This is a genomic window from Paucibacter sp. B2R-40, assembly GCF_025717555.1.
Lineage (GTDB): Bacteria > Pseudomonadota > Gammaproteobacteria > Burkholderiales > Burkholderiaceae_C > Paucibacter_A.
In genome coordinates, this window is the sequence record NZ_JAJIRP010000001.1 from 680,477 (window position 1) to 702,064 (window position 21,588).

The 21,588-nt window shown below is 62.0% G+C and carries 19 protein-coding genes; 9 read left to right on the forward strand and 10 right to left on the reverse strand.

Annotated features, from left to right (window positions below):
* Window positions 1-688 precede the first annotated feature (688 nt).
* Window positions 689-4,675 (forward strand): two-component regulator propeller domain-containing protein, encoded by a 3,987-nt coding sequence (locus LNV09_RS03020; RefSeq protein ID WP_263555587.1) that lies wholly within the window; start codon window positions 689-691, stop codon window positions 4,673-4,675.
* A gap of 50 nt (window positions 4,676-4,725) precedes the next feature.
* Complete coding sequence (locus tag LNV09_RS03025) at window positions 4,726-6,396, forward strand: alkaline phosphatase family protein (RefSeq protein WP_263555588.1); 1,671 nt, start codon at window positions 4,726-4,728, stop codon at window positions 6,394-6,396.
* A 7-nt stretch (window positions 6,397-6,403) separates the two neighbouring features.
* Here the strand turns inward: LNV09_RS03025 and LNV09_RS03030 are convergent, their stop codons facing one another.
* Complete coding sequence (locus LNV09_RS03030) at window positions 6,404-7,225, reverse strand: substrate-binding periplasmic protein (RefSeq protein WP_263555589.1); 822 nt, start codon at window positions 7,223-7,225, stop codon at window positions 6,404-6,406.
* A 54-nt stretch (window positions 7,226-7,279) separates the two neighbouring features.
* Between LNV09_RS03030 and trhA the strand changes: the two genes are divergently transcribed.
* Window positions 7,280-7,918 (forward strand): PAQR family membrane homeostasis protein TrhA, encoded by a 639-nt coding sequence (gene trhA / locus LNV09_RS03035; protein ID WP_263555590.1) that lies wholly within the window; start codon window positions 7,280-7,282, stop codon window positions 7,916-7,918.
* A 6-nt stretch (window positions 7,919-7,924) separates the two neighbouring features.
* On the opposite strand, the gene LNV09_RS03040 is transcribed toward trhA, so the two are convergent.
* Window positions 7,925-8,854, reverse strand: a complete 930-nt coding sequence (locus tag LNV09_RS03040; protein WP_263555591.1) for a sensor domain-containing diguanylate cyclase — start codon at window positions 8,852-8,854, stop codon at window positions 7,925-7,927.
* Window positions 8,855-8,972: 118 nt separating this feature from the next.
* Between LNV09_RS03040 and ypfJ the strand changes: the two genes are divergently transcribed.
* Window positions 8,973-9,854 carry a KPN_02809 family neutral zinc metallopeptidase gene (gene ypfJ, locus LNV09_RS03045; RefSeq protein ID WP_263555592.1) on the forward strand — a complete coding sequence of 294 codons (882 nt, stop codon included), beginning with the start codon at window positions 8,973-8,975 and terminating at the stop codon, window positions 9,852-9,854.
* Window positions 9,855-9,868: 14 nt separating this feature from the next.
* Here ypfJ and LNV09_RS03050 read toward each other — a convergent pair whose 3' ends face one another.
* Window positions 9,869-10,615 carry a substrate-binding periplasmic protein gene (locus tag LNV09_RS03050; protein WP_263555593.1) on the reverse strand — a complete coding sequence of 249 codons (747 nt, stop codon included), beginning with the start codon at window positions 10,613-10,615 and terminating at the stop codon, window positions 9,869-9,871.
* A gap of 406 nt (window positions 10,616-11,021) precedes the next feature.
* Between LNV09_RS03050 and LNV09_RS03055 the strand changes: the two genes are divergently transcribed.
* From LNV09_RS03055 to pssA, 5 genes are read left to right on the forward strand one after another with little or no spacing between them, the layout of a single operon-like run.
* A complete protein-coding gene (locus tag LNV09_RS03055; protein ID WP_263555594.1) occupies window positions 11,022-11,588 on the forward strand; it encodes a hypothetical protein in 567 nt (188 codons plus the stop codon).
* 8 nt (window positions 11,589-11,596) lie between these two features.
* Window positions 11,597-11,869: an HPr-rel-A system PqqD family peptide chaperone gene (locus tag LNV09_RS03060; RefSeq protein WP_263555595.1), complete on the forward strand. Its 273-nt coding sequence runs from the start codon at window positions 11,597-11,599 to the stop codon at window positions 11,867-11,869.
* Window positions 11,870-11,871: 2 nt separating this feature from the next.
* Entirely contained in the window at window positions 11,872-12,798 is a 927-nt protein-coding gene (locus tag LNV09_RS03065; protein ID WP_263555787.1) for an HprK-related kinase A, read from the forward strand.
* On the forward strand, window positions 12,791-13,915 hold the full coding sequence (locus LNV09_RS03070) for a nucleotidyltransferase domain-containing protein (RefSeq protein WP_263555596.1): 1,125 nt from the start codon (window positions 12,791-12,793) through the stop codon (window positions 13,913-13,915). Before LNV09_RS03065 ends, LNV09_RS03070 begins: the two co-directional genes overlap by 8 nt.
* A gap of 21 nt (window positions 13,916-13,936) precedes the next feature.
* Entirely contained in the window at window positions 13,937-14,554 is a 618-nt protein-coding gene (pssA, locus tag LNV09_RS03075) for a CDP-diacylglycerol--serine O-phosphatidyltransferase (protein ID WP_263555597.1), read from the forward strand.
* Window positions 14,555-14,762: 208 nt separating this feature from the next.
* Here the strand turns inward: pssA and glcF are convergent, their stop codons facing one another.
* The 7 genes from glcF to LNV09_RS03110 form a co-directional block, all read right to left on the reverse strand.
* Window positions 14,763-16,007 carry a glycolate oxidase subunit GlcF gene (gene glcF / locus LNV09_RS03080; protein ID WP_263555598.1) on the reverse strand — a complete coding sequence of 415 codons (1,245 nt, stop codon included), beginning with the start codon at window positions 16,005-16,007 and terminating at the stop codon, window positions 14,763-14,765.
* Complete coding sequence (locus LNV09_RS03085) at window positions 16,007-16,699, reverse strand: class I SAM-dependent methyltransferase (RefSeq protein WP_263555599.1); 693 nt, start codon at window positions 16,697-16,699, stop codon at window positions 16,007-16,009. Before LNV09_RS03085 ends, glcF begins: the two co-directional genes overlap by 1 nt.
* Window positions 16,686-17,768 (reverse strand): glycolate oxidase subunit GlcE, encoded by a 1,083-nt coding sequence (gene glcE / locus LNV09_RS03090; protein ID WP_263555600.1) that lies wholly within the window; start codon window positions 17,766-17,768, stop codon window positions 16,686-16,688. Before glcE ends, LNV09_RS03085 begins: the two co-directional genes overlap by 14 nt.
* A gap of 3 nt (window positions 17,769-17,771) precedes the next feature.
* Complete coding sequence (locus LNV09_RS03095; protein WP_263555601.1) at window positions 17,772-19,271, reverse strand: FAD-linked oxidase C-terminal domain-containing protein; 1,500 nt, start codon at window positions 19,269-19,271, stop codon at window positions 17,772-17,774.
* A gap of 87 nt (window positions 19,272-19,358) precedes the next feature.
* The gene (locus LNV09_RS03100) at window positions 19,359-20,081 is read right to left on the reverse strand and encodes a PhaM family polyhydroxyalkanoate granule multifunctional regulatory protein (RefSeq protein WP_263555602.1); all 723 of its coding nucleotides are present in this window, start codon (window positions 20,079-20,081) and stop codon (window positions 19,359-19,361) included.
* Between the two features lie 71 nt (window positions 20,082-20,152).
* Window positions 20,153-21,106 carry a TraB/GumN family protein gene (locus LNV09_RS03105; protein WP_263555603.1) on the reverse strand — a complete coding sequence of 318 codons (954 nt, stop codon included), beginning with the start codon at window positions 21,104-21,106 and terminating at the stop codon, window positions 20,153-20,155.
* Window positions 21,103-21,588: a retropepsin-like aspartic protease family protein gene (locus tag LNV09_RS03110; RefSeq protein ID WP_263555604.1), complete on the reverse strand. Its 486-nt coding sequence runs from the start codon at window positions 21,586-21,588 to the stop codon at window positions 21,103-21,105. Before LNV09_RS03110 ends, LNV09_RS03105 begins: the two co-directional genes overlap by 4 nt.

Genomic DNA, 21,588 nt, shown 5'->3' on the forward strand with positions numbered 1-21,588 from the left:
ACAACAATGTCTGGCGCATCAATGATCCGGTCTAGGGGCGCTCTGCACAAAGCAGGCCGGTCCGTGCTCGCGCGGTCTCGGGCCGCCTGTTGCGCCGCAGCTTTCTTCAAGGCTCAAGGCGCTTGGCTTCAAGCTGCACCTTGCATCCCTTCCCGATCCGAACTACAGACCTTGCCCCAATATCTGCAGGTCGCCCCCTGGCAAGCGCGGGTTCAACCTGATTTTCCGGGGCATGGACCCGCCACACACTAACGAGCAATTCAAATGACTGCGAAAGGCAGGCTCGGTACTTGTGTCACATGGATCCCGACAGGCCAGTGGGCTGAATCTTGAGCGAAATGCGCGGCGCGATGTGCCGGCGGTTGGTTTGACGCTGCACTCCAGGCATGGCGAACGTGCCGGAGTCAGGTCGCTTTGGCCGCAGCGCTTAGCCTGATGGCGCGCGAAACTTGCTCAAGGCTGCTTGATGGAGGTCCGCGACGGCTCGCCCAGCGTGCATACTTGGCTCCGGCTGATCCAGCAAGGCTTGGCTGAGACAAGGGCGCAGCAGATGGTCGTCTGTATCCGGTGGTGTTTGCCTTCACTGAATTTCATCCGCAGCGGCTGGGTGTGGCTTGGCCCGTTTGGTATTTTTGGCAGATTTGGCCTTGCCTTGCTCCCGATGGGCCTGCTGGCCTCTTGCCTTCTCTTGGTTGCCCCGCCGTCTGTCGCGCAGGCGCTCAACCGGCTGCACTTCACGCAGCTGGGTCTGGATGAGGGCTTGCCCAGCCCCTATGTGCTGAGCAGCTTGCAAGACAGCCAGGGGCTGATTTGGCTCGGCACGACCAACGGTTTGGCCCGTTATGACGGTCGCTTGGTGAGAAGCTTCCCGAGCGACCCGCTGCGCGCCAATACGCTCAGCAGCCCGGTGATTCAGGTCCTGCTGGAGGATAGGCAGCGCAAGCTCATCTGGGTCGGCAGCCACGCCGGCATGGACAGGCTGGATTTGCGCACCGAGCTGGTCAAGCGCCTGCGCGTGCCGTCCGAACTGAATCAAAGAGAGCGGCGGGTGCGTGCCATCACGCCGGCGGCGGGCGGGCGCTTGTGGGTCGCTTTTTTGGGCGGGCTTTATTTGTTCGACCCCGATACGGAACAGTTCACGGTGTGGCCGATTGAGCCGCTGGCGCCGGCAAAGTCCGCGGATGGCAGCGGACGCGTCAGCACGGCCATCAATGTGATGATTTCCGATGGCCGGGAAGGTGTGTGGGTGTCGCGCGCCGACAAGGTCGTGCATATCGCTGCCAATTCCAAGGGGAAGGGCAAGGGCAAGGGCAAGGCCCAGGGCGAAGGCTATGCCATAGAGCACAGCTTCAGCAGCACGCAGGCCCCACGGCCCGGCCCGCTCAGCGCTGAAGGGGCAGCGGTCAGTCAGCTGGCGTTTGACGCCAGCGGGCGCTTGTGGGTGGGCTTGACTGGCGGGCTGCAGACCTGGCAGGTGGAGCCGGGCGCGGTGCGCCCCGATCCCCTCGCGCAATCGCTGCAACTGCCACTGCAATCGGTACACGCGCTGCTCTTGGCGCAGGACAAATCGATGTGGATAGGGATGGGGGACATCGCTGTGCTGCACCGCTGGCGCGAAGGCGCCTCAGGGGTGGAGTCGTTCCGGCGCTTGCCGGGTGTCGGCGGCAGCTTGTCGAGCGACACCATTGCCTCCTTGATGCAGGACCGCGCGGGCGTTTTATGGGTCGGCTCCACCGATGTGGGCGTGAACCTGGTGGACCTGAACAGGCAAGGCTTCAGCAATTACCTGAGCATTCCGGGTGATTCGCAAAGCTTGTCATCGCCGGTGGTGATGGCGACGCTGCTCGATGGCGCCGAGCATGCTTGGGTGGGCACTTACGGCGGCGGGCTGAACCATTTGCATCTGGCCAGCGGCAAGGTGCGACAGATTGCGCTGAAGGACATGCCGATCAGCCATGTCAAGGCCTTGGCGCCGGCGGCGAAAGGCAAGATCTGGGTCGGCGGGGACCGCGGCCTGGTGCTGTTCGATCCCGCGCTTGGGCGCAGCCAGCGGGTCGACTTTGAGAATTTGGGCGGCAATCGGGTGTCGGTCAGTGCCTTGCTGCCTGACGAAGCTCGTGACGGCGCCAGCAACGGCGGGCTGTGGATCAGCACTGCGGTCGGCCTGTACCGCATGAATGCTGATTTAGGCTTGCGACGCTATCAAGCCGACGGCAAGCAGGCCGGTTCGTTGGTCCACTCGGTCCTGGACAGCTTGCTGCGTGATCGTGATGGGCGTCTATGGGTCGGCAGCAAGGCCGGTTTGCAGTATTGGGATGCCGCCAGCGACAGCTTTTCAGCTCCCATCTTGGTGGAGAACGCCGTGCCGGGGCAGGTCAGGCCGTCCGTGCATGGCATGCGCCAGGATGCGCAAGGCCGTATCTGGCTGGCCACCGATCAAGGGCTGTTTGAATTGCTCTCGGCCCAGGCCGGCAAGACCTGGATGCTGAAATCATGGCGCGCCATCCCCGGCATGCCGGCCGGCAGATTCGATGCCATCCAAGATGCCAACAACGGCGAGATCTGGTTGGGCAGTGAGCAAGGCTTGACGCGGGTGCGGCCGGCGCAGCAGCAGGCCCGGTTTTTCGGCGGGCGAGGCACTTTTGAGCGGGGCTTCAATTTTGGCGCGGCCACGCGTGGCCCCGATGGCAGCCTGTTCTTCGGCGGCCCCGGCCTGCTGCGATTCAAGCCCGAGCAGCTGCGTGACAACCCGACCGCGCCGACCGTGGTCTTGAGTGATTTGCTGGTGCTCAATCGCTCCTTGTTGAACGATGGCGGCGCAACATCGGGCACCTTGCCGGGCATGCCCGCCAGCAGCTCGGCCAGCACGGTGAGCCTGAGTTTGGCGGACCTGGGTATTGACGGGCCGCTGCATCTGGCTAAATCCATCACCCTGAGCCCGCGCGAAACGATGGTGAGTTTTGAGTTGGCGGCGCTGCATTTTGATCGCGTCAAGCTGAATCGTTATGCATGGATGCTGGAGGGCTTTGATCGCGATTGGATTTACGGCCAGGGGGCGCTGGGTTTGGCCACTTACACCAATCTGGATGCCGGCCATTACCGGCTGCGCGTCAAGGCCGCCAACCCGGACGGTATCTGGAGCGAGCCGGCGACGCTGCTGGATGTCGAGGTCTTGCCGCCGTTCTGGCGCACCTGGTGGTGGCGTTCGGGCGTGGCGCTGCTGGCTGCCTTGGCCTTGCTGGGAGCCTTCCGGCTGCGCACGCGCAGCTTGCAGCAGACCCAGCAAGCGCTCGAGCAAGAGGTGGCAACGCGCACGCGCCAATTGGCCGAAGAAAAGCAAGTTGCCCTGGGCCAGCGCGAGGTGGCCGAGAAAGCCCGGCGCGATATCGGGCTGCTCGGCGAGATCGGCCGACAGATCACCGCCTCTTTGGATATAGAGGCGATTCAGCAAACGCTCTACAAACATGTGCAAGACCTGGTCGATGCCTCGGTATTTGGTGTCGGTCTGCTCGACAAGCGCGAACGCGTCTTGAATTTCGATTTCGTCATGCAACGCGGCAAGGCCTTCAAGCCCTACCGCCGCAGCCTCGACGCGACCGAGCAACCCGCAGCGCAATGCGCGCTGACAGCCAAGGAACTCTGCATCAAGGCCTTCAGCCAGGACAATCGTGAACTCAGCAGCACCCATGGCGGGGCGGGCCGCGTGCAGATGCAGGATGGCTCCGAGCCGCAAGCCGCCCGCTCCGGCATCTATGTGCCGATGTTGCTGAAGGGCGAGGTGATTGGCGTGATCAGCTTGCTGAGCGATCGACCGGATGCCTTTGGTGCGGCGGAGCTCGACATCTTGCGCACGCTGGGGGCCTATGCGGCGGTGGCGCTTGACAACGCCGAGGCTTACCGTCAATTGCAACTGACCCAAGTCAAGTTGGTGGAGCAGGAGAAGTTGGCGGCGCTGGGCTCGCTGGTGGCGGGCGTCGCGCATGAGTTGAATACGCCACTGGGCAATAGCTTGCTGGTGGCCAGTACCTTGCGGGATGTCAGCGGCGAATTTTTGCAGCGCATGCAGGCGGGCGGCCTACGCCGCTCCGAGCTGGAGCAGTTTTGCCAGAGCAATGCCGAGTCGGCCGGCTTGCTGGTGCGCAGCCTCGGGCAGGCGGCGAATCTGGTCAACGGCTTCAAGCAGTTGGCAGTCGATCAGACCTCGGAGCAGCGTCGCCACTTTGACTTGCGCACCCTGTGTGATGAGGTCGCGCTGACCCTGGCCAATCGCTTGCATCAGGGCGGGCACGAGTTGCGGCTGGAGATCCCCGATGGCGTGCAAATGGACAGTTATCCGGGACCGCTCGGCCAAGTCTTGAGCAATCTGATCATCAATGCCTTGGTGCATGGCCTCGAAGGACGCCGCAATGGCTTGCTGACCTTGGCTGCGCAGGCGCTGGCCGACGGGCAGGTAAAAGTTGTTCTCAGGGACAACGGCTGCGGCATCAGTGTCGACCATCTGGGGCGCATCTTTGAGCCCTTCTTCACGACGAAGCTGGGTCAGGGCGGCAGTGGCCTAGGCCTGCATATTTGCTACAACATCGTCAACGGCGTCTTGGGCGGCAGTATTGCGGCCAGCAGCGAGGCCGGCGAGGGGGCCAGCTTCACCATCATCGTCCCCTGCGTGGCGCCCTGATCGACTAAGCTGTAGTCCCTTTTTGCCCAGACATGCCCATGCAGACCACCATGCCCAGACTCGTCCTGATTGCTGCCTTGTGCAGCGCCGCCTTGGTGGCTTGTTCGTCCGCGCCCCAGGCCCCGTCCGCGCCGGTAAGCCCCGCACCGCCGAAATTGCTCGTCTTCATGGTGGTGGACGGCCTGCCCATGCGCCAGGTGCTGGCCTACCGCGATCAACTGCAGCCCGATGGTTTCAGGCGTTTTCTGGATCAGGGCGCCTGGTTCGCCAATGCCCATTATGGGCACGGCCACACCGTCACGGCGGCCGGCCACGCGACCATGTTGACCGGCGCCTACCCGCAGCGCACCGCGATCATTAGCAATGAATGGCGCGACGCCAAGACCGGTGAGCCGGTCTACAACACCGGCGACACCGCTTATCACTACATCGGCCACAAGACCGACCCGCTGGCCGGCACCAGCCCGCGCAATCTGCGCGCCGAGACGGTCGGCGATGTGCTGCGCGAGCAAGACGGCGCCTCCAAGGTGATTGCCATCTCGGGCAAGGACCGGGGCGCAATTTTGCCGGGCGGCCACAAGGGTGTGGCCTATATGTATATGAGTGAAAGCGGCGAATTTGCGTCCAGCACCTACTACATGGCCAGCCATCCGCAATGGGTTGTTGACTTCAATGCGGCCAAGCCGGCCGATGCCTTCTTTGGCAAGACCTGGGCGCCGCTGCTGCCGGACGCTGCCTATGCCCGCTCGGTGCCGGACGGCCAGCCCTGGCAGTTCAACGGGGGCAACGGCAACAAGTTGCCGACGGTGCTGGGCGACAAGCATGACAAACCCGGCCCGCTGTTCTACGCCAATATCCTGCCTTCACCGTTCGGCGATCAACTGACCTTGGCCTTCGCGCGCGCGGCCATCGAGGGCGAGCAACTCGGGTCAGATGCCAAGCCCGACATCCTTTCGGTCAGCCTGTCCAGCCACGACTACATCAACCATGCTTTTGGCCCCGAGTCGCGGCTGTCGCATGACCATATGCTGCAGCTGGACCTGCAATTGCAGGGCTTTTTCAAATATCTGGACGCCAAGGTGGGCGCCGGCAACTATGTGGCGATCTTGACGGCGGATCATGGTTTTGCGGACACGCCCGAATGGGCCAAGTCGCAAGGCCAAGACGTCGGCCGCATCAACCCGACGCAGGTCATGACAGCCTTGAACGCGGGCCTGGTCAAGAAGTTCGGCGCCGGAGCCGGGGCTTGGGCCACGCATTTTTCAGCCGCCGGCATCTTGTTCGATGAGAAGCAGATGGCCGCGCAAGGCATCAAGCCCGAAGAGATGTACGCCGAGGCCAAGCGCCTGCTCTTGCCCATGACCGGCATTGCCGACGTGTTCACGCTGGCGCAGCTGCAAAGCAATGACACCCGCACGCCTTATCTGGAGTCCATGCGCAAGGCCTGGCACCCGGAAGTTGCCGCGCCGCTGCAAATCGTGGTCAAGCCGGGCTGGTTGTTTGGCTCGCGCCCGAGCGGCAGCTCGCATGGCACGCCCTATGCCTACGACACTCATGTGCCTATCCTGGCCTGGGGGCCGCAATGGGTCGGGCGCGGTGAGGTCGCGCAAAAAGTCGAGGTGATCGATATCGCCCCGAGCCTGGCGAAGATGCTGCGGCTGCGCGTGCCCAGTCAATCACAGGGTCAGGTCTTGCCCTGGCCGCAGGCTGCGTCCCAGTGAGCGCAGCCTATTCCAGCGTAATTGAAGGGTAGCGTGCGGCGATGGCGGCCAGCGTGCCGTCGCGTCGCATTGCGTCCAAGCTTTGCTGCAGGCGCTGCCGGGTGGCTTCATCGGTCGCCAAGCTCAGGGCCATCGAAGGGCGTGACTCAGAGAACTGCAACACCGGCTCGATCAGGCCGGGGTCGAAGCCATATTGTTTCAGCAGCGCCGGCGCGAGCGAGGCGTTCAAGGCCAGCAGATCGGTGCGCCCGGCAAAAAAGCGCCGCAGCAGACTGACATAGTCGGCGCTGCGGTCCAGCGATTGCGCGGCGTCCATGCCCAGTGTGATCAATTCGCGCTCCGAGACATCATTCTTGACCACGCCGATGCGCAAGCCGCTGGCGGCTTTGAGCTTGTCGAGCTTGATGTCATTGCGAGATTTGAGCTTGAACAGCGTGCCGCGGCGGGTGGCGATCTGACCCAACCAATGGAACTGCGATTCGCGCTCGGCCAGCCGAACGATGGCCGGCACCAGCACCAGTGCCTCGCTGCGGCTGCGCAGCAGCACGCGCGCCCAGGAGTTGAATTCGAAGCTGGCCGGTAATTTGGCCCGCGCCAGCAATTCCTGCGTTAACTCAAAAGCATAGCCGGCCGGTCGACCCTCGGCATCCGTGTAGGAGTAAGGCGGCAACTCCTCCATCAAGACCTTGATGGTCGCCGTTTGGCCCCAGGCCAGACCCGCCGAGCACAACAATCCCGTGCCGGCCAGCAGCGCACGCAGGCAGTCCCGGCGTGCCGGAGCGAGGATGCCGGCGCGCAAAGAATCAGCAAAGCTTGATCTGAATGGCATAAGGCTTGGAATATGACAGGTTTTTTGGTCACAGCTGCTGTGCACAATGCGGGCATGCACGATAGAACGCAATCCCTCGGTGAAGAAATCGCCAATGCCGTCAGCCATGGGCTTGGGTTCCTATTGGCCGTGGCGTCCTTGCCCATCTTGACTTATTCGGCAGCTCAGCAGGGCTCGACGCGCAATGTGGTCGCGGCAGCGGTGTTTTCGGTCACGATGATGGTCTTGTATCTGGTCTCGACGCTCTATCACGCGCTGCCAGAGGGACGCGCCAAGCTGTGGATGAACCGGCTTGACCATGCCGCCATCTATCTGTTTATTGCCGGCAGCTACACGCCGTTTGCGCTCGGCGTCTTGCATGGCGGCTGGGGTTGGGCGCTGTTCGGTCTGGTCTGGACCAGCGCCTTGGTCGGCATCACCGCTAAATTGTTCAACCGCCTGCGCCATCCGCTGTGGTCAACCGGCTTGTATGTGGGGATGGGTTGGCTGGTGATTTTTGCGCTCGGGCCTTTGATGGCGCGCATGGCCTCGGCCGGCCTGATGTGGCTGGTGGCCGGCGGCGTCGCTTACACGCTCGGCGCGCTGGTGTTCATGTTGGACCACCGGGTGCGTTACGCCCATTTCGTCTGGCACCTGTTTGTGCTGACCGGCAGCGGCTGCCACTTTGTCGCGGCCCTTTGGTACGCGGTTTGATCGGTCTTAATCCGCTGAAGCAGCGGTAACCATGCGGTCACGGCCGTCTGCCTTGGCTTGGTAGAGTGCGGCATCGGCGCGTTTGAGCAGGGTTTCGGCCGTCTCTCCCCAACTCGCTTGGGCCAAACCGACGGAGCAGGAATAGCCGAGCTCGGGTCGTTCGGGTAGCGGGCGTGACTGGCGTACGCGAGTCAGCAGGCGCTCAACAATCGACTGCGCTTGCGGCAGGCCGGCCGCCGGCAGGATCAGCAAAAACTCCTCGCCCCCTAAGCGTGCGCAGCCATCTTCGCGGCGACTGCCGGCCTGCAAGAGGCGGGCAAAGTCACAGATCACCAGGTCGCCTGCGCCGTGCCCGAGGCTGTCATTGATCTGCTTGAATAAATCCAGATCCAGCACGGCGACGCACAGCGGCCACGGCTCGCTCTGCGACAAGGCCGCGCTCAGCAATTGCAATGCATGACGGCGATTGCTCAGGCCGGTCAGCGAGTCGGTATGGGCGGCGGCGAGTGCTTTGATATGGGCTTGGCGCAGCGAGCGGCTGCCTTGGCGCAGGTCGGTGATGTCGCTGGCGATGCACAGCATATAACCCTGCAGTTGCGTTGTTTCGGTCATCCAGACCCAGCGGCCATCACACAAGTCGGCCTCGAAGGCGCGGTAGGGCGTCTTGCCGCGCCGGGATGAGACTGCTGCCAGCCAGGCCTCAATATCGTCGGTCTCGATCGCGGCACCGCGCCCGTGGGCATGGTTGTCGCGCATCATGCCGGCCCAAGTCAGCTGACCGTCTGGACGGACGGCGTAGGCCTGGCAGAAGGCCTTGTTGGCATGAACCAGCACGTCTTGGGCGTCAAACAAAGCCACCATCAGCGGGCTTTGCTCGTGCATCTGCAGCAAGATGTCGGCCGGCACCGGTGGCAAGGGCTCTGGGGCTTCTGTCATGGGCTTGTCACTCCGGCTGAAGCGCTTATTTTGCTGTATTTGTTTGTGTCGCTGCGAGGCTTTGTGTCGGTACCATGCGCACTGTGTTTATAAGAACCGGCCGCAACAGGAGTCAGCAATGAAATGGGAAGACCAGCGCCAGAGTGATAACGTTGAAGATCAACGTGATGGGGGTGGCGGAGGAGGGGGGCGCGGCATTGGCGGCGGCCGAGGCTTGAGCCTGGGCGGTATTGTCATCGCCTTGCTCGCCTCCTGGGCCTTTGGCATCAATCCGATGACGGTGCTTGGTTTGATGGGCGGCGGCGGTGCGCCCGAGCCTGCGCCGGCAACGCAGTCGCATCCCGGCGCCAAGCCGCAGGACGCGGGCGCGCGTTTCGTCAGCACTGTGTTGGCCGATACCGAGGATGTCTGGGGCGCCTACTTCGGCGCGCAGCAACAAAAATATCCGCCGCCGGCCTTGGTGCTGTTCCGCGGCCGCAGCAATACCGGCTGTGGACTGGGTGAGGCGGCGATGGGCCCGTTCTACTGCCCGGCCGACCGCAAGGTTTATATCGACTTGGCTTTTTATGACACCTTGCGCGACCGACTCGGCGCGCCGGGTGACTTTGCGCAGGCCTATGTGATTGCGCATGAGGTGGGCCATCACCTGCAAAATCTGCAGGGCACAACGGCCAAGATGGACGCGGCGCGCCAGCGCGTGTCGGAGCGGGACTACAACGCGCTGAGCGTGCGCTTGGAGTTGCAGGCCGACTGCTACGCCGGCGTCTGGGCCTTTCACTCCCAGCAAGGCAAGGGCTGGTTGGAAAAGGGGGACATCGAAGAAGGCCTGAATGCCGCCGCACAAATCGGTGATGACACCTTGCAGCGCAAATCTCAGGGCACGGTGGTGCCGGAGAGCTTTACGCACGGCAGCAGTGAGCAGCGCACCCGCTGGTTCAAGCGTGGCTTGGAATCGGGGGACTTGAAGGCCTGCGACACCTTCAAGAACGGGCCGGTTTGAAAGACCAGCACTGATCAATCAGACTTGAGGGCCGGCACCACATAGGGATGGCGGGCCGCGATGGCCGCGACGGTGCCGTCTTTGCGCATGCTGTCCCAAGCGCTTTGCAATTTGAGGTTGATGGCCTGGCTGCCATCGCCCTTGCTCAGCCCCATATAAAGGCTGGCCTCGGAAAGCTTGGCCAGGGGTTCGATTTGTTTGAAGTCATAGCCCAGTTGTTCCATCACGGCACCGGCGACGCTGCTGTTGAGCGCAATCAACTCGTCCCGCTGAACAAAAAGCTTGCGCAGCATGGCCGCATGGTCGGGGCTGCGGTCGAGTTGTTTGCCGAACTCAAAGCCATGGGCAAGCAGGGCGCGCTCAGCGGCGTCTTCGCGCACGACCGCGATTTTGTAGACCTTAGCGGCTTCCAGCGTATAGGCCTGGATTTCTGGCCTGGATTTCAATCTATATAGATAGACCCGTCTTGCTGCGGTTGGGCCTATCCAGTGGAACTGCGCCTCCCGCTCGGGCAGACGCGCCATGCTGACCACCAGGCTCAGTGGCTGGCTGACAGCACGTTGGTAAATCCGCGCCCAGGAGTTGAACTCTGTTTGGTGAGTCAAACCACTGCGTTTGAGCAGTTCCTCCATCAATTCGACCGCGTAGCCGGCCGGTTTGCCATTGGCATCGGGGTAGGAAAACGGCGGGACGGGTTCGAGCAGGACGGTGAGTTGGGCGGCGGCCGAGCTGGATACTTGTGCCAGAACCCGCGTAGGCAAAACGACTGCTGCACTAAGGCAAAGCAGAATTTGCAGAACAGCTTGTTTGCTGGTGCGTATCGACATCGCTCGGCTATCGTTGATTGAGGCCCGATTGTCGCGGCAATGTCCGGCGAATGGATCACGCCGCATCGTTTGCTGTCACTTTCGGAGAGGAATTCGATGCATTCAGACACAAGTGGAATTGATGAAAAACCACTGATCGGGGTATTTTTCCCGGATTTTATGGCTCACCACCCGTTCAGGGGGGGTGCTCAGCTTTGACTGTCGGGCTTTGTGTGAAACACTCCCAACCGAAGAGGTCTGCAGCGGCTCGGTCCCGTTGCGCCATAAAGATGCATCATGATTGGATGCGGTCTTACAAGATGTGGCCCAATCGGGCCGGTGAAGATTCAAGGGTGCCAGCATGAACGAGCAAAAGACGTCAAACACAACTCCGGGCTTGCAGGCGAATGGGGGGCGGCGGCGTTTCCTTGGCAAGGGTGCTGCGGTCGCCCCGGCGGTTTTGACTCTGGCCAGCCAGCCCGCGTTGGGCGTCACTTGCTTCACGCCATCCCGCTCATTGTCGAAGAACACCAGTGCTTCCCAAGCCGGCAAGGACGGGCAATGTACAAGTACCAAGAGGCCGACGGACTTCAATTCATCTTGGCCAACTTCGGTCTGCGCAGCCAACACTCCGTTTCACCCGTACTTTTCGGGGAGTCTGAAGAATAATGCGAATGGCACCAGTAAGACGATGAAGGCTGTTTTGGCCGCAAATCAGACCGACTTGGCTGCCTATGTGATTACCGCCGCGTTGAATATCAAATTAGGTTTGGTGCCAGTCAATGTGTTGACCGAAACAGTCGTCAAGGCGATGTGGACCAAGACCTCAGTGAGTGGTGGGTACTACGAGCCAACTGCCGGGGTTAAGTGGTTTGCGGCCGAAGTCATCAATTACTTCAAGACGAACGGCATCGTCGGCCCCGTTTGAATCGTTGAATGCTTGATCGCGAGGCGGTGCGGTTCTTGATATCGGAATGGGCAGATGGCTGCACGGTCTACGATCGGCGCTACGGCGATACCCATGCATTGAATCACTTGACTGCGGCGGTTTTCCGCTTGGCGCTGGCAGCCCCGGGGAGTTGCCGCGCAACTATTGCAGCTCAACTTGCTGAAGAGTTTTCCGCGCTGAACAGCCCGGAGTGGATCTCGACGATCGACTTGGCTCTTGAGCAACTTGTGAACTCTCGCCTCATCCAGGGTCAATCTTGACGATGGCGCCAAAGCGGCTTGAGGACATTTCCCTCGCCGAAGTACAGACTCTTTTGAGCGCCGGTCGGTTGGCCCTGCAAACTGGCCCTCTGGTGTTTCGCATCAAGTCGACAATGCCGGATGTGGCACGCTCCGTGCAAATGCTTTACGGCCGACACCCCTTTTATGTTGACCCGGAGTTTGCTGACTTCCATGTCGAGTTACGTGCGCCCAAGAATCTCCGGCGCTGGCTGCGCCGGCAGGCGGAGTTCTTGATCGATGGTGAGTCACCGTTTGAGCCACTGCCTCGAGATCAGGCTCCGGCGATGCTGGAATGGGGCATGAATTGGGCAATTGCATCGTCCTGTCATCAGTGGCTGACGATTCACGCAGCCAGCCTGGAGCGCAATGGCCAGGTGGTGATCCTGCCGGCGCCGCCGGGTTCCGGCAAAAGCACGTTGTGTGCCGCTTTGGCGTTGCGAGGCTGGCGTTTGTTGTCCGATGAGTTGACCCTGATTGAGCTCGACTCATTGCAGGCGCATGCCTTGGCCAGATCCATCAACTTGAAAAATCAGTCGATCGATGTAATTCAGGGATTCGAGCCTGCCGCCGTCTGGTCGCCCGAAACCTATGACACCACCAAGGGCCGCGTGACCCATTTGGTGCCCCCGGTGAGCAGCGTTGACCGGATGCTGGAGACGGCGCAGCCGCGCTGGATTGTGTTCCCCCGTTATGTCGCCGCAGCCGAGCCCTTGTTGACGCCACGCAGCAAGGTCCAGACCTTCACTCATTTTGCCGAGAATGCCTTCAACTACAGCATTCTGGGGGAGCTTGGCTTCGAAACGGTCGACCGCCTGATTCGCCAATGTGACTGTTACGATTTCGAATACAGCCGACTCGATGATGCGTTGGAAGTGTTTGACTGGTTGGCCGAGCCTGAAAATGATTGAGGCGATGCGCAGCGAGCTCAATGTAGCAGCGGTACCGTCATTGATCGATTTGATGCGGGAGCCGCAGCGTATGCGCGAGCTGTCACTCAAACAATGGGACCAGGTTTTGCGATTGGCGCGCAGCGCCAATTTGCTCGGGCGTCTCGCCCAAGCCGCGGTGGACCTCGACTTGCTTGAGCATCTGCCAGCTCAAGCGGCTCGTCATTTGCTCGCAACGCAGCGCTTGACTCAGCATCAGCAAGAGGCAATTGAATGGGAGTGCCGTCATCTAGAGGCGGCGCTGGGCAGTCTGCAGGTTCGCCCGGTCTTGCTCAAGGGGGCCGCTTATGCAATGTCCGGTCATCCTGCTGCCAAGGGCCGCCTGTTCGGAGATGTGGATTTGCTGGTGCCACGCGCGTCACTGAATGAGGCTGAAGCGGCGCTCATGCTGCATGGTTGGAGCATAGGGAAAATCGATCCCTACGATCAACGCTATTACCGACGCTGGATGCATGAGTTGCCACCCATGGTCAGCCTCAAGCGCGGCACTGTGGTTGATTTGCATCACAATATCCTGCCTTTGACGGCCCGCCATGTGCCTGACGCCGCTGCCTTGTTGGCGGCCAGTGTGCCCCTGGAGGGCAGCTGTTTTCATGTGCTCGCGCCCTGCGACATGGTGATTCACAGTGCAACCCATTTGTTCCATGAGGGCGAACTGAAGAACGGTCTTCGTGATCTGTATGACCTTGATTGCCTGCTGATGAACTTTGCCGCCAGCGAACCGGATTTTTGGCGTCGCTTGCTTGAAAGGGCGCGTGAGCTTGGGTTGGTTTGGCCAGTCTATCTGGCGCTGCGCTATACCCGTGCCGTGCTCGCTAGCGCGGTGCCGGCCGAGGCGATGAGCAATGCTCGTGCGATGGCCGGCCTGGGTGCGATCAGAGAGTGGTGCTTCGATGCCATGTACTTGCGCGCGTTTTCACCCGACCATCCCCTGGTCAACCGGCCAGCTCATGCGCTGGCGCGGGCGGCGTTGTATCTGCGCGCCCATGCCCTGCGGATGCCGATCTGGCGCTTGTGTCTTCACTTGGGCCGCAAGGCTTGGCTGCGTTTGTTCATGCACAGCAGCCGCAGGGTTTGAGATGGCTTTATGCTGCTCGCTATGAACAAGCCCAAACCCTTCTCCATGATCCGCGAGTTCCATCTCGCCGATTGGTTCACCCTGGCAAACTCGTTTGCCGGCATGGGGGCGCTGTTCTCGGTGATGACGTTTTTGCAGACCGGCGACGTTAGACATATCTACTACGCCTGTGCCTTGATTCCTTTGGCCTTTGTGTTTGATGTGTTGGACGGCAGTGTGGCGCGCTGGCGCCAGCAATCGTCGACGATGGGGCGGGAACTGGATTCGCTGGCCGACGTGATCTCCTTCGGCGTGGCCCCGGCCGCGATTGCCTATGCCTGCGGCATGCAAGGCCTGTTTGACCGCATCGTGCTGGTTTTCTTTGTGGCCTGCGGGGTTTCGAGATTGGCCCGTTTCAATGTCACGGCGGAGGCGCTCAGCGAAGGTGGTGACAAAGTTAAATATTTCGAGGGCACGCCTATACCGACTTCCTTGGTGCTGGTGATCGTGCTGTGGATCGCGGCCGCGCAAGGCGCCTTGGGCGAGCAGCTGTGGTTTGGCAAGCTGGAAATCGCCGGCTTTTATTTGCATCCCTTGGTTTTGCTCTACGCGGTATCTGGTTCCTTGATGGTCAGCCGCATTCGTGTTCCCAAGTTCTGATCTGTCGCCCCCAAAAGAAAAGTCCGGATACCGATCGCGGTATCCGGACTGATCTGGCTGGCTTGTCCGGCTAGAGCTGGACTGGCTGGCTTGGGGCCCTCGTCGGCTTCCCCCTCCTGTATTTGTGCCCCATTATGGGAATTTGGTTTTAGTTTGGTCTTAGTGTTTGCCCTTGTTTGGGCGATCTCCGCACAAACCATTGCGGATGTCAGACCAATGCCTGATCCAGTACCTCGACCCAATGCCGCACCGGCGTCGCGGTACCGCTTTGCAGGTGCTGTATGCAGCCTATATTCCCCGAGACTATGGTCTGCGCATGCAGCGGGGCGAGTGCCTGCAGCTTTTGGTCGCGTAATTGCTTGGATAGCTTGGGCTGCAAGACCGAATAGGTGCCGGCCGAGCCGCAACAGAGATGGCTGTCGCAAGTCGCCAGCTGTATCTCAAACCCCAGTTCACGCAGGCCCGCCTCGACGCCGCCGCGCAATTGTTGGCCATGCTGCAGCGTGCAGGGCGGGTGATAGGCCAGCTTCTGCTGTGACTTGCCGGCCAGCAAGGGCTTGAGTCCTGGCAGTAGATCGGGCAGCAATTCGCTCAGGTCGCGCGTGAGGGCGCTGATTTTGGCCGCCTTGACCGCGTAATCGGGGTCATGGCGCAAGGCGTGGCCATAGCCCTTGACCGTGACGCCGCAGCCGGACGCATTCATCACCAGCGCCTCGATCTTGCCGGCCTCGGTCAGACCTTCGACCAGCGGCCACCAGGCGTCGATATTGCGGCGCATATCGGCCAGCCCACCAGCAGGGTCGTTCAGATGGCTGCGAATGGCCCCGCAGCAGCCGGCGCTCTCGGCCACCAGGGTTTGAATGCCGGCTGCGTCCAGCACGCGGGCCGTCGCGCTATTGATATTGGGCGCCATGCTGGGTTGCACGCAGCCGAGCAGCAGGCCGACTTTGCGCGCGTGGATGCGGGTCGGCCAGTCATGCGCGCGCGCGCCGGCGGGGCCCGGCACTTTGTCTTTCAAGCTCGCGGGCAGCAGGGGGCGCATCATTTGCCCCAGCTTCATCGCAGGTTTGAAGGCCGGCGAGGTCAAGCCTTCTTTCAGCAGCCAGCGCAGCGCTCGTTCTTGTGTCGGTCGCGCCACTTTGGTCTCGACGATATCGCGGCCGATCTCCAAGAGTTGCGCGTACTCCACACCCGATGGGCAGGTGGTTTCGCAGTTACGGCAAGTCAGGCAGCGATCCAAATGTAGCTGGGTGCTGCGTGTCGGCTCCGCGCCCTCCATGACCTGTTTGATCAAATAGATGCGCCCGCGCGGCCCGTCCAACTCGTCACCCAACAGTTGGTAAGTGGGGCAGGTGGCGGTGCAAAAGCCGCAATGCACACAGCGGCTCAGGATCGCTTCGGCCGCAGCACCCTCGGGCGTTCCTTGAAATTCGGGGGCAAGATTTGTTTGCATCAGTGCAGGCGGTACTTGAGAGTCCAGAAGTAGTCGAGTTCTTGCCACTCGATGTCCCGCGCTTGCGAGGCCAGCAGAACCTGCAACTGTTCAAGCGTGGGGAAGTTTTTCAGCACCTCGTGCTGACTGCCATCGCTGAGGCTGCGAACTTGGTAGCCATTGCCCTCGGCATCGACACGCGAAATCGGCGTGCTGTCGCCCGCCACGAAGCGGTTGTCCATCAAGATCACAACAGCACCGGGTGCCAATTGCGCGTGCAGCTGAGCTAACCAGCTGGCTCTACGTTGCAGTGGCACATGCGAGAACCACAGGCCCGCGAAAGCGGCGTCAAACGGGGATGGTGAGCCCGCTGGAACAAGGTCCAGCGCATAGGCATCGGCCAAGCGAAAGCTCAGCTTGGTGAAATCCAAGGGTTTGGCCTTCGCCACCTCCAGCACCTCGGCGTTGATGTCGGTGCACTGCCAGCTCAAGGCCCGTGCCGTAGCGGCAGGCAGCCAAAAACCGGTGCCGGTGGCCACTTCCAGCACCTGGCGGTCAGTGAACTGCTCGCCCAGCCAGCGCTTGATGGCCGCAATATTGGGTTGGCGATGAGGTCGGTCGAAGACCTGCTCGTACTCGCGCGCCCGCTGTGCGTAGTAACGCGGCATCTGCTCGGTCCTGGAAACTTCTGCGCTGATTTCAGAGTTCGTCATACAGCCTGCCTGGATTGAAAATACCTTGCGGGTCGAAAGACCGCTTCAGTTCGCGATGAATGCGCAGCAAGGGCGCCGACAAGGGGGTGAAGACGCCGCCGCTCTTGTCAGAGGCGCGCATCAGCGTGGCATGACCGCCCGCTTTGGCCGCCGCATCGCGCACTGCGCCGGTCGGCAGCGGCGTGGCGACCCAGCGCTGCGCGCCTCCCCATTCAAGCAACTGCTCTCCGTGCAAACTCAAGGCCGGCGCGGTTTGCGGCAGCGACAGGCGCCACAACTTGGCACCGCCTTCGACGGCGCGTGCCGCGCCCACAAAGTATTCATCGCTATGGTCGCGCAGGCTGGCCCAAAACGGCGCGGCCAACTCGTCTTCAATCAGGTCGCCGCCCAAGCTATGGCAGGCCGCCTGCACGGCCGCTTGCGCGCCGGCCAGGCGCAGCACCAGCGCGCCATCCCACCAAGCGCTTGCATTGATGGGCAGCGGCTGCCCGGCCCAGCGATTGAGCTGATTCAAGGCTTGCTCCTGGCTCAGCTCGAAACGCAAAGTTGCCCGGGCCTTGGGAAAAGGCAGCACTTTCAGCGAAACTTCCAGCAACAGGCCCAAAATGCCCATGGATCCGGCCATCAGGCGCGAGACGTCATAACCGGCGACGTTCTTGATCACCGTGCCGCCGAAGCTCATGGCCTCGCCCCGCCCGCTCAGCATGGTCACGCCCAAGACATGCTCACGCAGGGCGCCCATGCTGGCCCGAGCCGGGCCACTCAGGCCTGTGGCCACCATGCCGCCGACGGTGCCTTGGCCCCGCCCGCCAAAGCGTGGCGGCTCAAAGGCCAGATATTGCCCCTGCTCGGCCAAGACCCGCTCCAGCTCGACAATCGGCGTGCCCGTCTTGACAGTGACGACAAGTTCGCTTGGCTCATAACTGCTGATGCCAACATAGCCTGACATATCGAGCAGCTCGCCCCTGGGTGCCTGGCCATAAAAAGCCTTGCTGCCGTGGCCGCGTATTTCCAGGGCTGTGTTGCTGGCGCTGGCGGCCTGGATTTGGTCCTGCAGTTGCTTGAGCATCAATCAGAACCTCGGCAAATCGGGATGAGCCAGCAGGCCGCGACTGACATGCATGCGGCCATATTCGGCGCAGCGGTGCAGCGTCGGGATCACCTTGCCGGGGTTGAGGAGGCCCTGCGGGTCGAAGGCCAGTTTGACCGCATGCATCTGCGCCAGTTCTGCGGCGGAGAACTGCACGCACATTGAGTTGAGCTTCTCCACGCCGACGCCATGCTCGCCCGTCACCGTGCCGCCCAAGGCCACACTGGCTTCCAAGATCTCGGCGCCAAATTCCTCGCAGCGCCGCAACTGGTCCGGGTCTTTCGCGTCGAACAGGATCAGCGGGTGCAAATTGCCATCGCCGGCATGAAACACGTTGGCGCAGCGCAGCTGATACTTGATTTCCATCTCCTGAATGGCGAGCAAGATGTCAGCCAGGTTTTTGCGGGGAATGGTCGAGTCCATGCACATGTAATCGGGGCTGATGCGGCCCGAGGCCGGAAAGGCATTTTTGCGCCCGCTCCAGAACTTCAGCCTTTGCGCCTCATCGGCGCTGACTTCGCAATGGCTGGCCCCGCTGGCCATCAAGACGGCCTGCATCTGCGCAATCTCCTCGGCCACTTCCGCGGCCGTGCCGTCGCTCTCGCAGAGCAAAATCGCCGCCGCGCTGAGGTCATAGCCGGCGTGGACGAAGTCCTCCACAGCGGCCGTCATGGCCTTGTCCATCATTTCAAGCCCGGCCGGGATGATGCCGGCGGCGATGATGTTGGCGACGGCGAGGCCGGCCTTGCGGACATCATCAAAACTGGCCATCACGCAGCGCGCCAAGGCTGGTTTGGGGATCAATTTGACCGTCACTTCGGTGATGACGGCCAACATGCCCTCGCTGCCGACGATCAGGCTGAGCAGGTCCAGGCCGCTCGCATCGAGTGCCTCGGAGCCGAAGTCGACCGCCTCGCCGGCCATGGTGAAGCCCCTCACACGTAAGACGTTATGCAAGGTGAGGCCGTATTTGAGGCAATGCACGCCTCCGGAGTTTTCCGCCACATTGCCGCCTATGGTGCAGGCGATTTGGCTGCTTGGGTCGGGGGCGTAATACAAGCCGTGGAGGGCGGCGGCTTCCGAGATGGCCAGATTGCGCACGCCGCATTGCACGGTCGCAGTGCGTGCAAGCGGGTTGATCTGGATGATCTGTTTGAACTTCGCCAATGCCAAAGTCACGCCCAGCGCATGCGGCATCGCCCCGCCCGACAAACCGGTGCCCGCGCCGCGCGCCACGACAGGTACTTGCAAGTCGTGACAGATGCGTAAGACGGCGGCGACTTGCGCCTCGGTTTCCGGCAGCGCCACCACCAAGGGCCGTTGCCGATAGGCGCTCAGGCCATCGCATTCATAGGGCGTGGTGTCTTCGCTGTGCCAGAGCAGGGCATGGGGCGGCAACTCGGCCGTCAAGGCCTGCACCACCCTGGCTTGAGCAAGGGCACGCTGGGCGGGGTCGATCGTATTTGGGGTTGCTGCAATCAAGCGCTCTCTCCTGGGCTGCGAGGACTGTAGCGCAGGCAGCCTCGCGGCGCGCTGAATGCCGATGCTGAGTACAGAGGTCTGACCCGCTCAGGCCTTGCGTTTGCGGGCCGCAACCGGCTTGGCGGCAGGCTTGGCCTTTTGCTCGCCCATTTGTTCGCCGAATTGCTCTGCGATGGCGCCGGGTACCGCGCCGGCCTTGCGCAAAGTGTCTCCCGCCACGTCGAGCGACTGCTTGACGATGCTTCCGGCCAGGTTTCGAGCGCTGTCGCTGGCGCCGTCCTTCATGGCGCTGGCCGCGAGTTGCGTGAACTGTTGGCTCAGCGCACCCCACCACTGCAGGGGGTCAACGACCGGAGGCACCAGCGGCTTGTCAGCTCGCTCGCTTGTTGACGCTGTGGGCGTCGGAGCAGCCGGCTGCGCGGCAGGCGTGGGTGCAGCGGCTGGAGCCGGGGTGGCCTTCACTTCAGGGCTCAAGCCGGGCCAAGCCGCAGCGAGGGGATTCACCAAAGTGGCGGCAGGTGCCTGCAGAGCCTCGCTCAATTGCTCGAGCGGCACATTCATGGATTTCAGCGTCGCCAGCGTCATCTTTTGCACTTCCAGTGCCTGGATCGTCGCGCCAAGCATGCGGGCGTTTTGTTCCAGCCAGAACTGCACGGTGCGCAACTCATCGATGCGTTTGCCCAACTCCTCCGGATTCAGCGTCGGTGCCACCCATTGGCCGACGCCGGGCATGGCCGCACTGGCACCTTTGACCAGACTTTGCAGAAAGTCAAAACCCGGGACGAATTTGCTGAAACTGTTGTCGGCCATAAGGCCTCCTTGAAGCGGTTCTGTGTGTGCGCAAGTTTGCATCAACTTGATGCCAGGTGTTCAAGACTTTGTCAGTTGGGCTTGGGCTGCAGTTGCTCAACAACAAAGCCGCGCTGGCGCAGTTGCTTCAACAAGGAATGCGGCCCGCTCAAATGCAGGGCGCCGACCGCTGCCAAAACCGATTGGCCCCGGGCATGACGTGCGGCTATGCCGTCTGCCAGCCCCGGGTTGCGCGCGTCATTGAGCAGGATGAAATCGGCGCGGTCTTGCTCGTCTTCGATGCAGTCGCACCAGCGCGCGTAATCCTGCAGCGTGGCCAGGTCACCCTCAGCCCAGGCCTTGGCCAGCCGTTTCATGAGGGGTCGTACACGGCCCTGCTCCAGTTGGCTCAGGCCTTTTTGCAAGCTGAACAAGGCCAGCTTCGCATCACTCGGAATCAAGGCTTTTTGTTGGCTGGCCGCATCTTCGAGCCCAATGATAGGCAGACCGCGCTCACGCGCCCACAGGCTCAGAACTTGCTCCTGGCCGAAGCTGGGGTCGAGGCCGTCCCATCGAGCCGCCAGCACCGTGTAGGTACTCAGTTCCATCAGCGGATGCTGGCCGGCCAGGGCGCCGGCGGGCAGGCAAGCCGCGCTGGCCTGGGCGTCCAGCCGTTTGCGCAGCGCGGGCGTGAGCTTGAGTTCCGGCGCATGCGCGGGGGGCTGGCTCAAGACCTGCATCGTGGCGGGGTCGCTGAGGTCAAGCTCGAGTGCCAAGACATCCGCTCGCTTCAGCGCAGCCAGCAGCTTGGGCCCCGGGTAGGCCCATTCCGGCCGACCGATGTGCATGCTGCCATAGACAAAAGAATCCCGGCCGTCGCGGCTGATGCGGTAGAGCAAGCCGCGATCCGGCGCCCGGCGGCTCCATTCAGCCGCTTGCGCAGGGCTGGCAAGCGCCACCGCCGGCGGACAAACTGCACCGGCAAACGCTGGAGCGTCAAGCGCCAAGGCGAGTATGGCTGCACAGGCGAACTTCAGCCAGCTCATGGGCGCCCCGCTCGGATATGCAAAGCACCGTCTTGCTGCTTGAAGTCGAGCTTGGACAGAATGTCCATGCCCAGCAGCGGTGCACCCAAGGCCGGCAAAACGGTCACGGCCAGGCGCTCGGCTTGCACACCACCTTGCAGGGCGATGTGGGCACGCGCTCGGTAACCGCGCGTCAAACCGGCCGCCGTGTGCGAGCTGACGTCGGCTTCGGCCACCAAGCCGGCTTGCTCCGCCAAAGCCGAGGGCAGGGCGGTGCTGGTGGCACCGGTATCCACCAAAAATTCCACCGCCAAACCGTTGACCTCGCCCGGCCAATGGAAATGGCCGTCAGGGCCGCGCTGCAGCACGATGGCGCTGCCCTGGATAGAAATCAGGCTCTGGGCGCGCTGATGCTCCCAAGCCTTGAAGCCCAGGAAGACCACGAGCAGGATCAGCAGCCAAATCGTCAGCAGTTTGAGGCCATGCGGCAATTCTTTGTTCAT

Excerpts from the sequence above, each read along its gene's own strand:
- LNV09_RS03065 (WP_263555787.1), top strand. The coding sequence starts at position 11,872 with ATGGCGCCAAAGCGGCTTGAGGACATTTCCCTCGCCGAAGTACAGACT.
- LNV09_RS03030 (WP_263555589.1), bottom strand. The coding sequence starts at position 7,225 with ATGCCATTCAGATCAAGCTTTGCTGATTCTTTGCGCGCCGGCATCCTC.
- LNV09_RS03025 (WP_263555588.1), top strand. The coding sequence starts at position 4,726 with ATGCCCAGACTCGTCCTGATTGCTGCCTTGTGCAGCGCCGCCTTGGTG.
- glcE (WP_263555600.1), bottom strand. The coding sequence starts at position 17,768 with ATGCTCAAGCAACTGCAGGACCAAATCCAGGCCGCCAGCGCCAGCAAC.
- LNV09_RS03110 (WP_263555604.1), bottom strand. The coding sequence starts at position 21,588 with ATGAACAAAGAATTGCCGCATGGCCTCAAACTGCTGACGATTTGGCTG.
- LNV09_RS03060 (WP_263555595.1), top strand. The coding sequence starts at position 11,597 with ATGCTTGATCGCGAGGCGGTGCGGTTCTTGATATCGGAATGGGCAGAT.
- ypfJ (WP_263555592.1), top strand. The coding sequence starts at position 8,973 with ATGAAATGGGAAGACCAGCGCCAGAGTGATAACGTTGAAGATCAACGT.
- LNV09_RS03105 (WP_263555603.1), bottom strand. The coding sequence starts at position 21,106 with ATGAGCTGGCTGAAGTTCGCCTGTGCAGCCATACTCGCCTTGGCGCTT.
- pssA (WP_263555597.1), top strand. The coding sequence starts at position 13,937 with ATGAACAAGCCCAAACCCTTCTCCATGATCCGCGAGTTCCATCTCGCC.
- LNV09_RS03070 (WP_263555596.1), top strand. The coding sequence starts at position 12,791 with ATGATTGAGGCGATGCGCAGCGAGCTCAATGTAGCAGCGGTACCGTCA.
- glcF (WP_263555598.1), bottom strand. The coding sequence starts at position 16,007 with ATGCAAACAAATCTTGCCCCCGAATTTCAAGGAACGCCCGAGGGTGCT.
- trhA (WP_263555590.1), top strand. The coding sequence starts at position 7,280 with ATGCACGATAGAACGCAATCCCTCGGTGAAGAAATCGCCAATGCCGTC.
- LNV09_RS03040 (WP_263555591.1), bottom strand. The coding sequence starts at position 8,854 with ATGACAGAAGCCCCAGAGCCCTTGCCACCGGTGCCGGCCGACATCTTG.
- LNV09_RS03100 (WP_263555602.1), bottom strand. The coding sequence starts at position 20,081 with ATGGCCGACAACAGTTTCAGCAAATTCGTCCCGGGTTTTGACTTTCTG.
- LNV09_RS03085 (WP_263555599.1), bottom strand. The coding sequence starts at position 16,699 with ATGACGAACTCTGAAATCAGCGCAGAAGTTTCCAGGACCGAGCAGATG.
- LNV09_RS03055 (WP_263555594.1), top strand. The coding sequence starts at position 11,022 with ATGAACGAGCAAAAGACGTCAAACACAACTCCGGGCTTGCAGGCGAAT.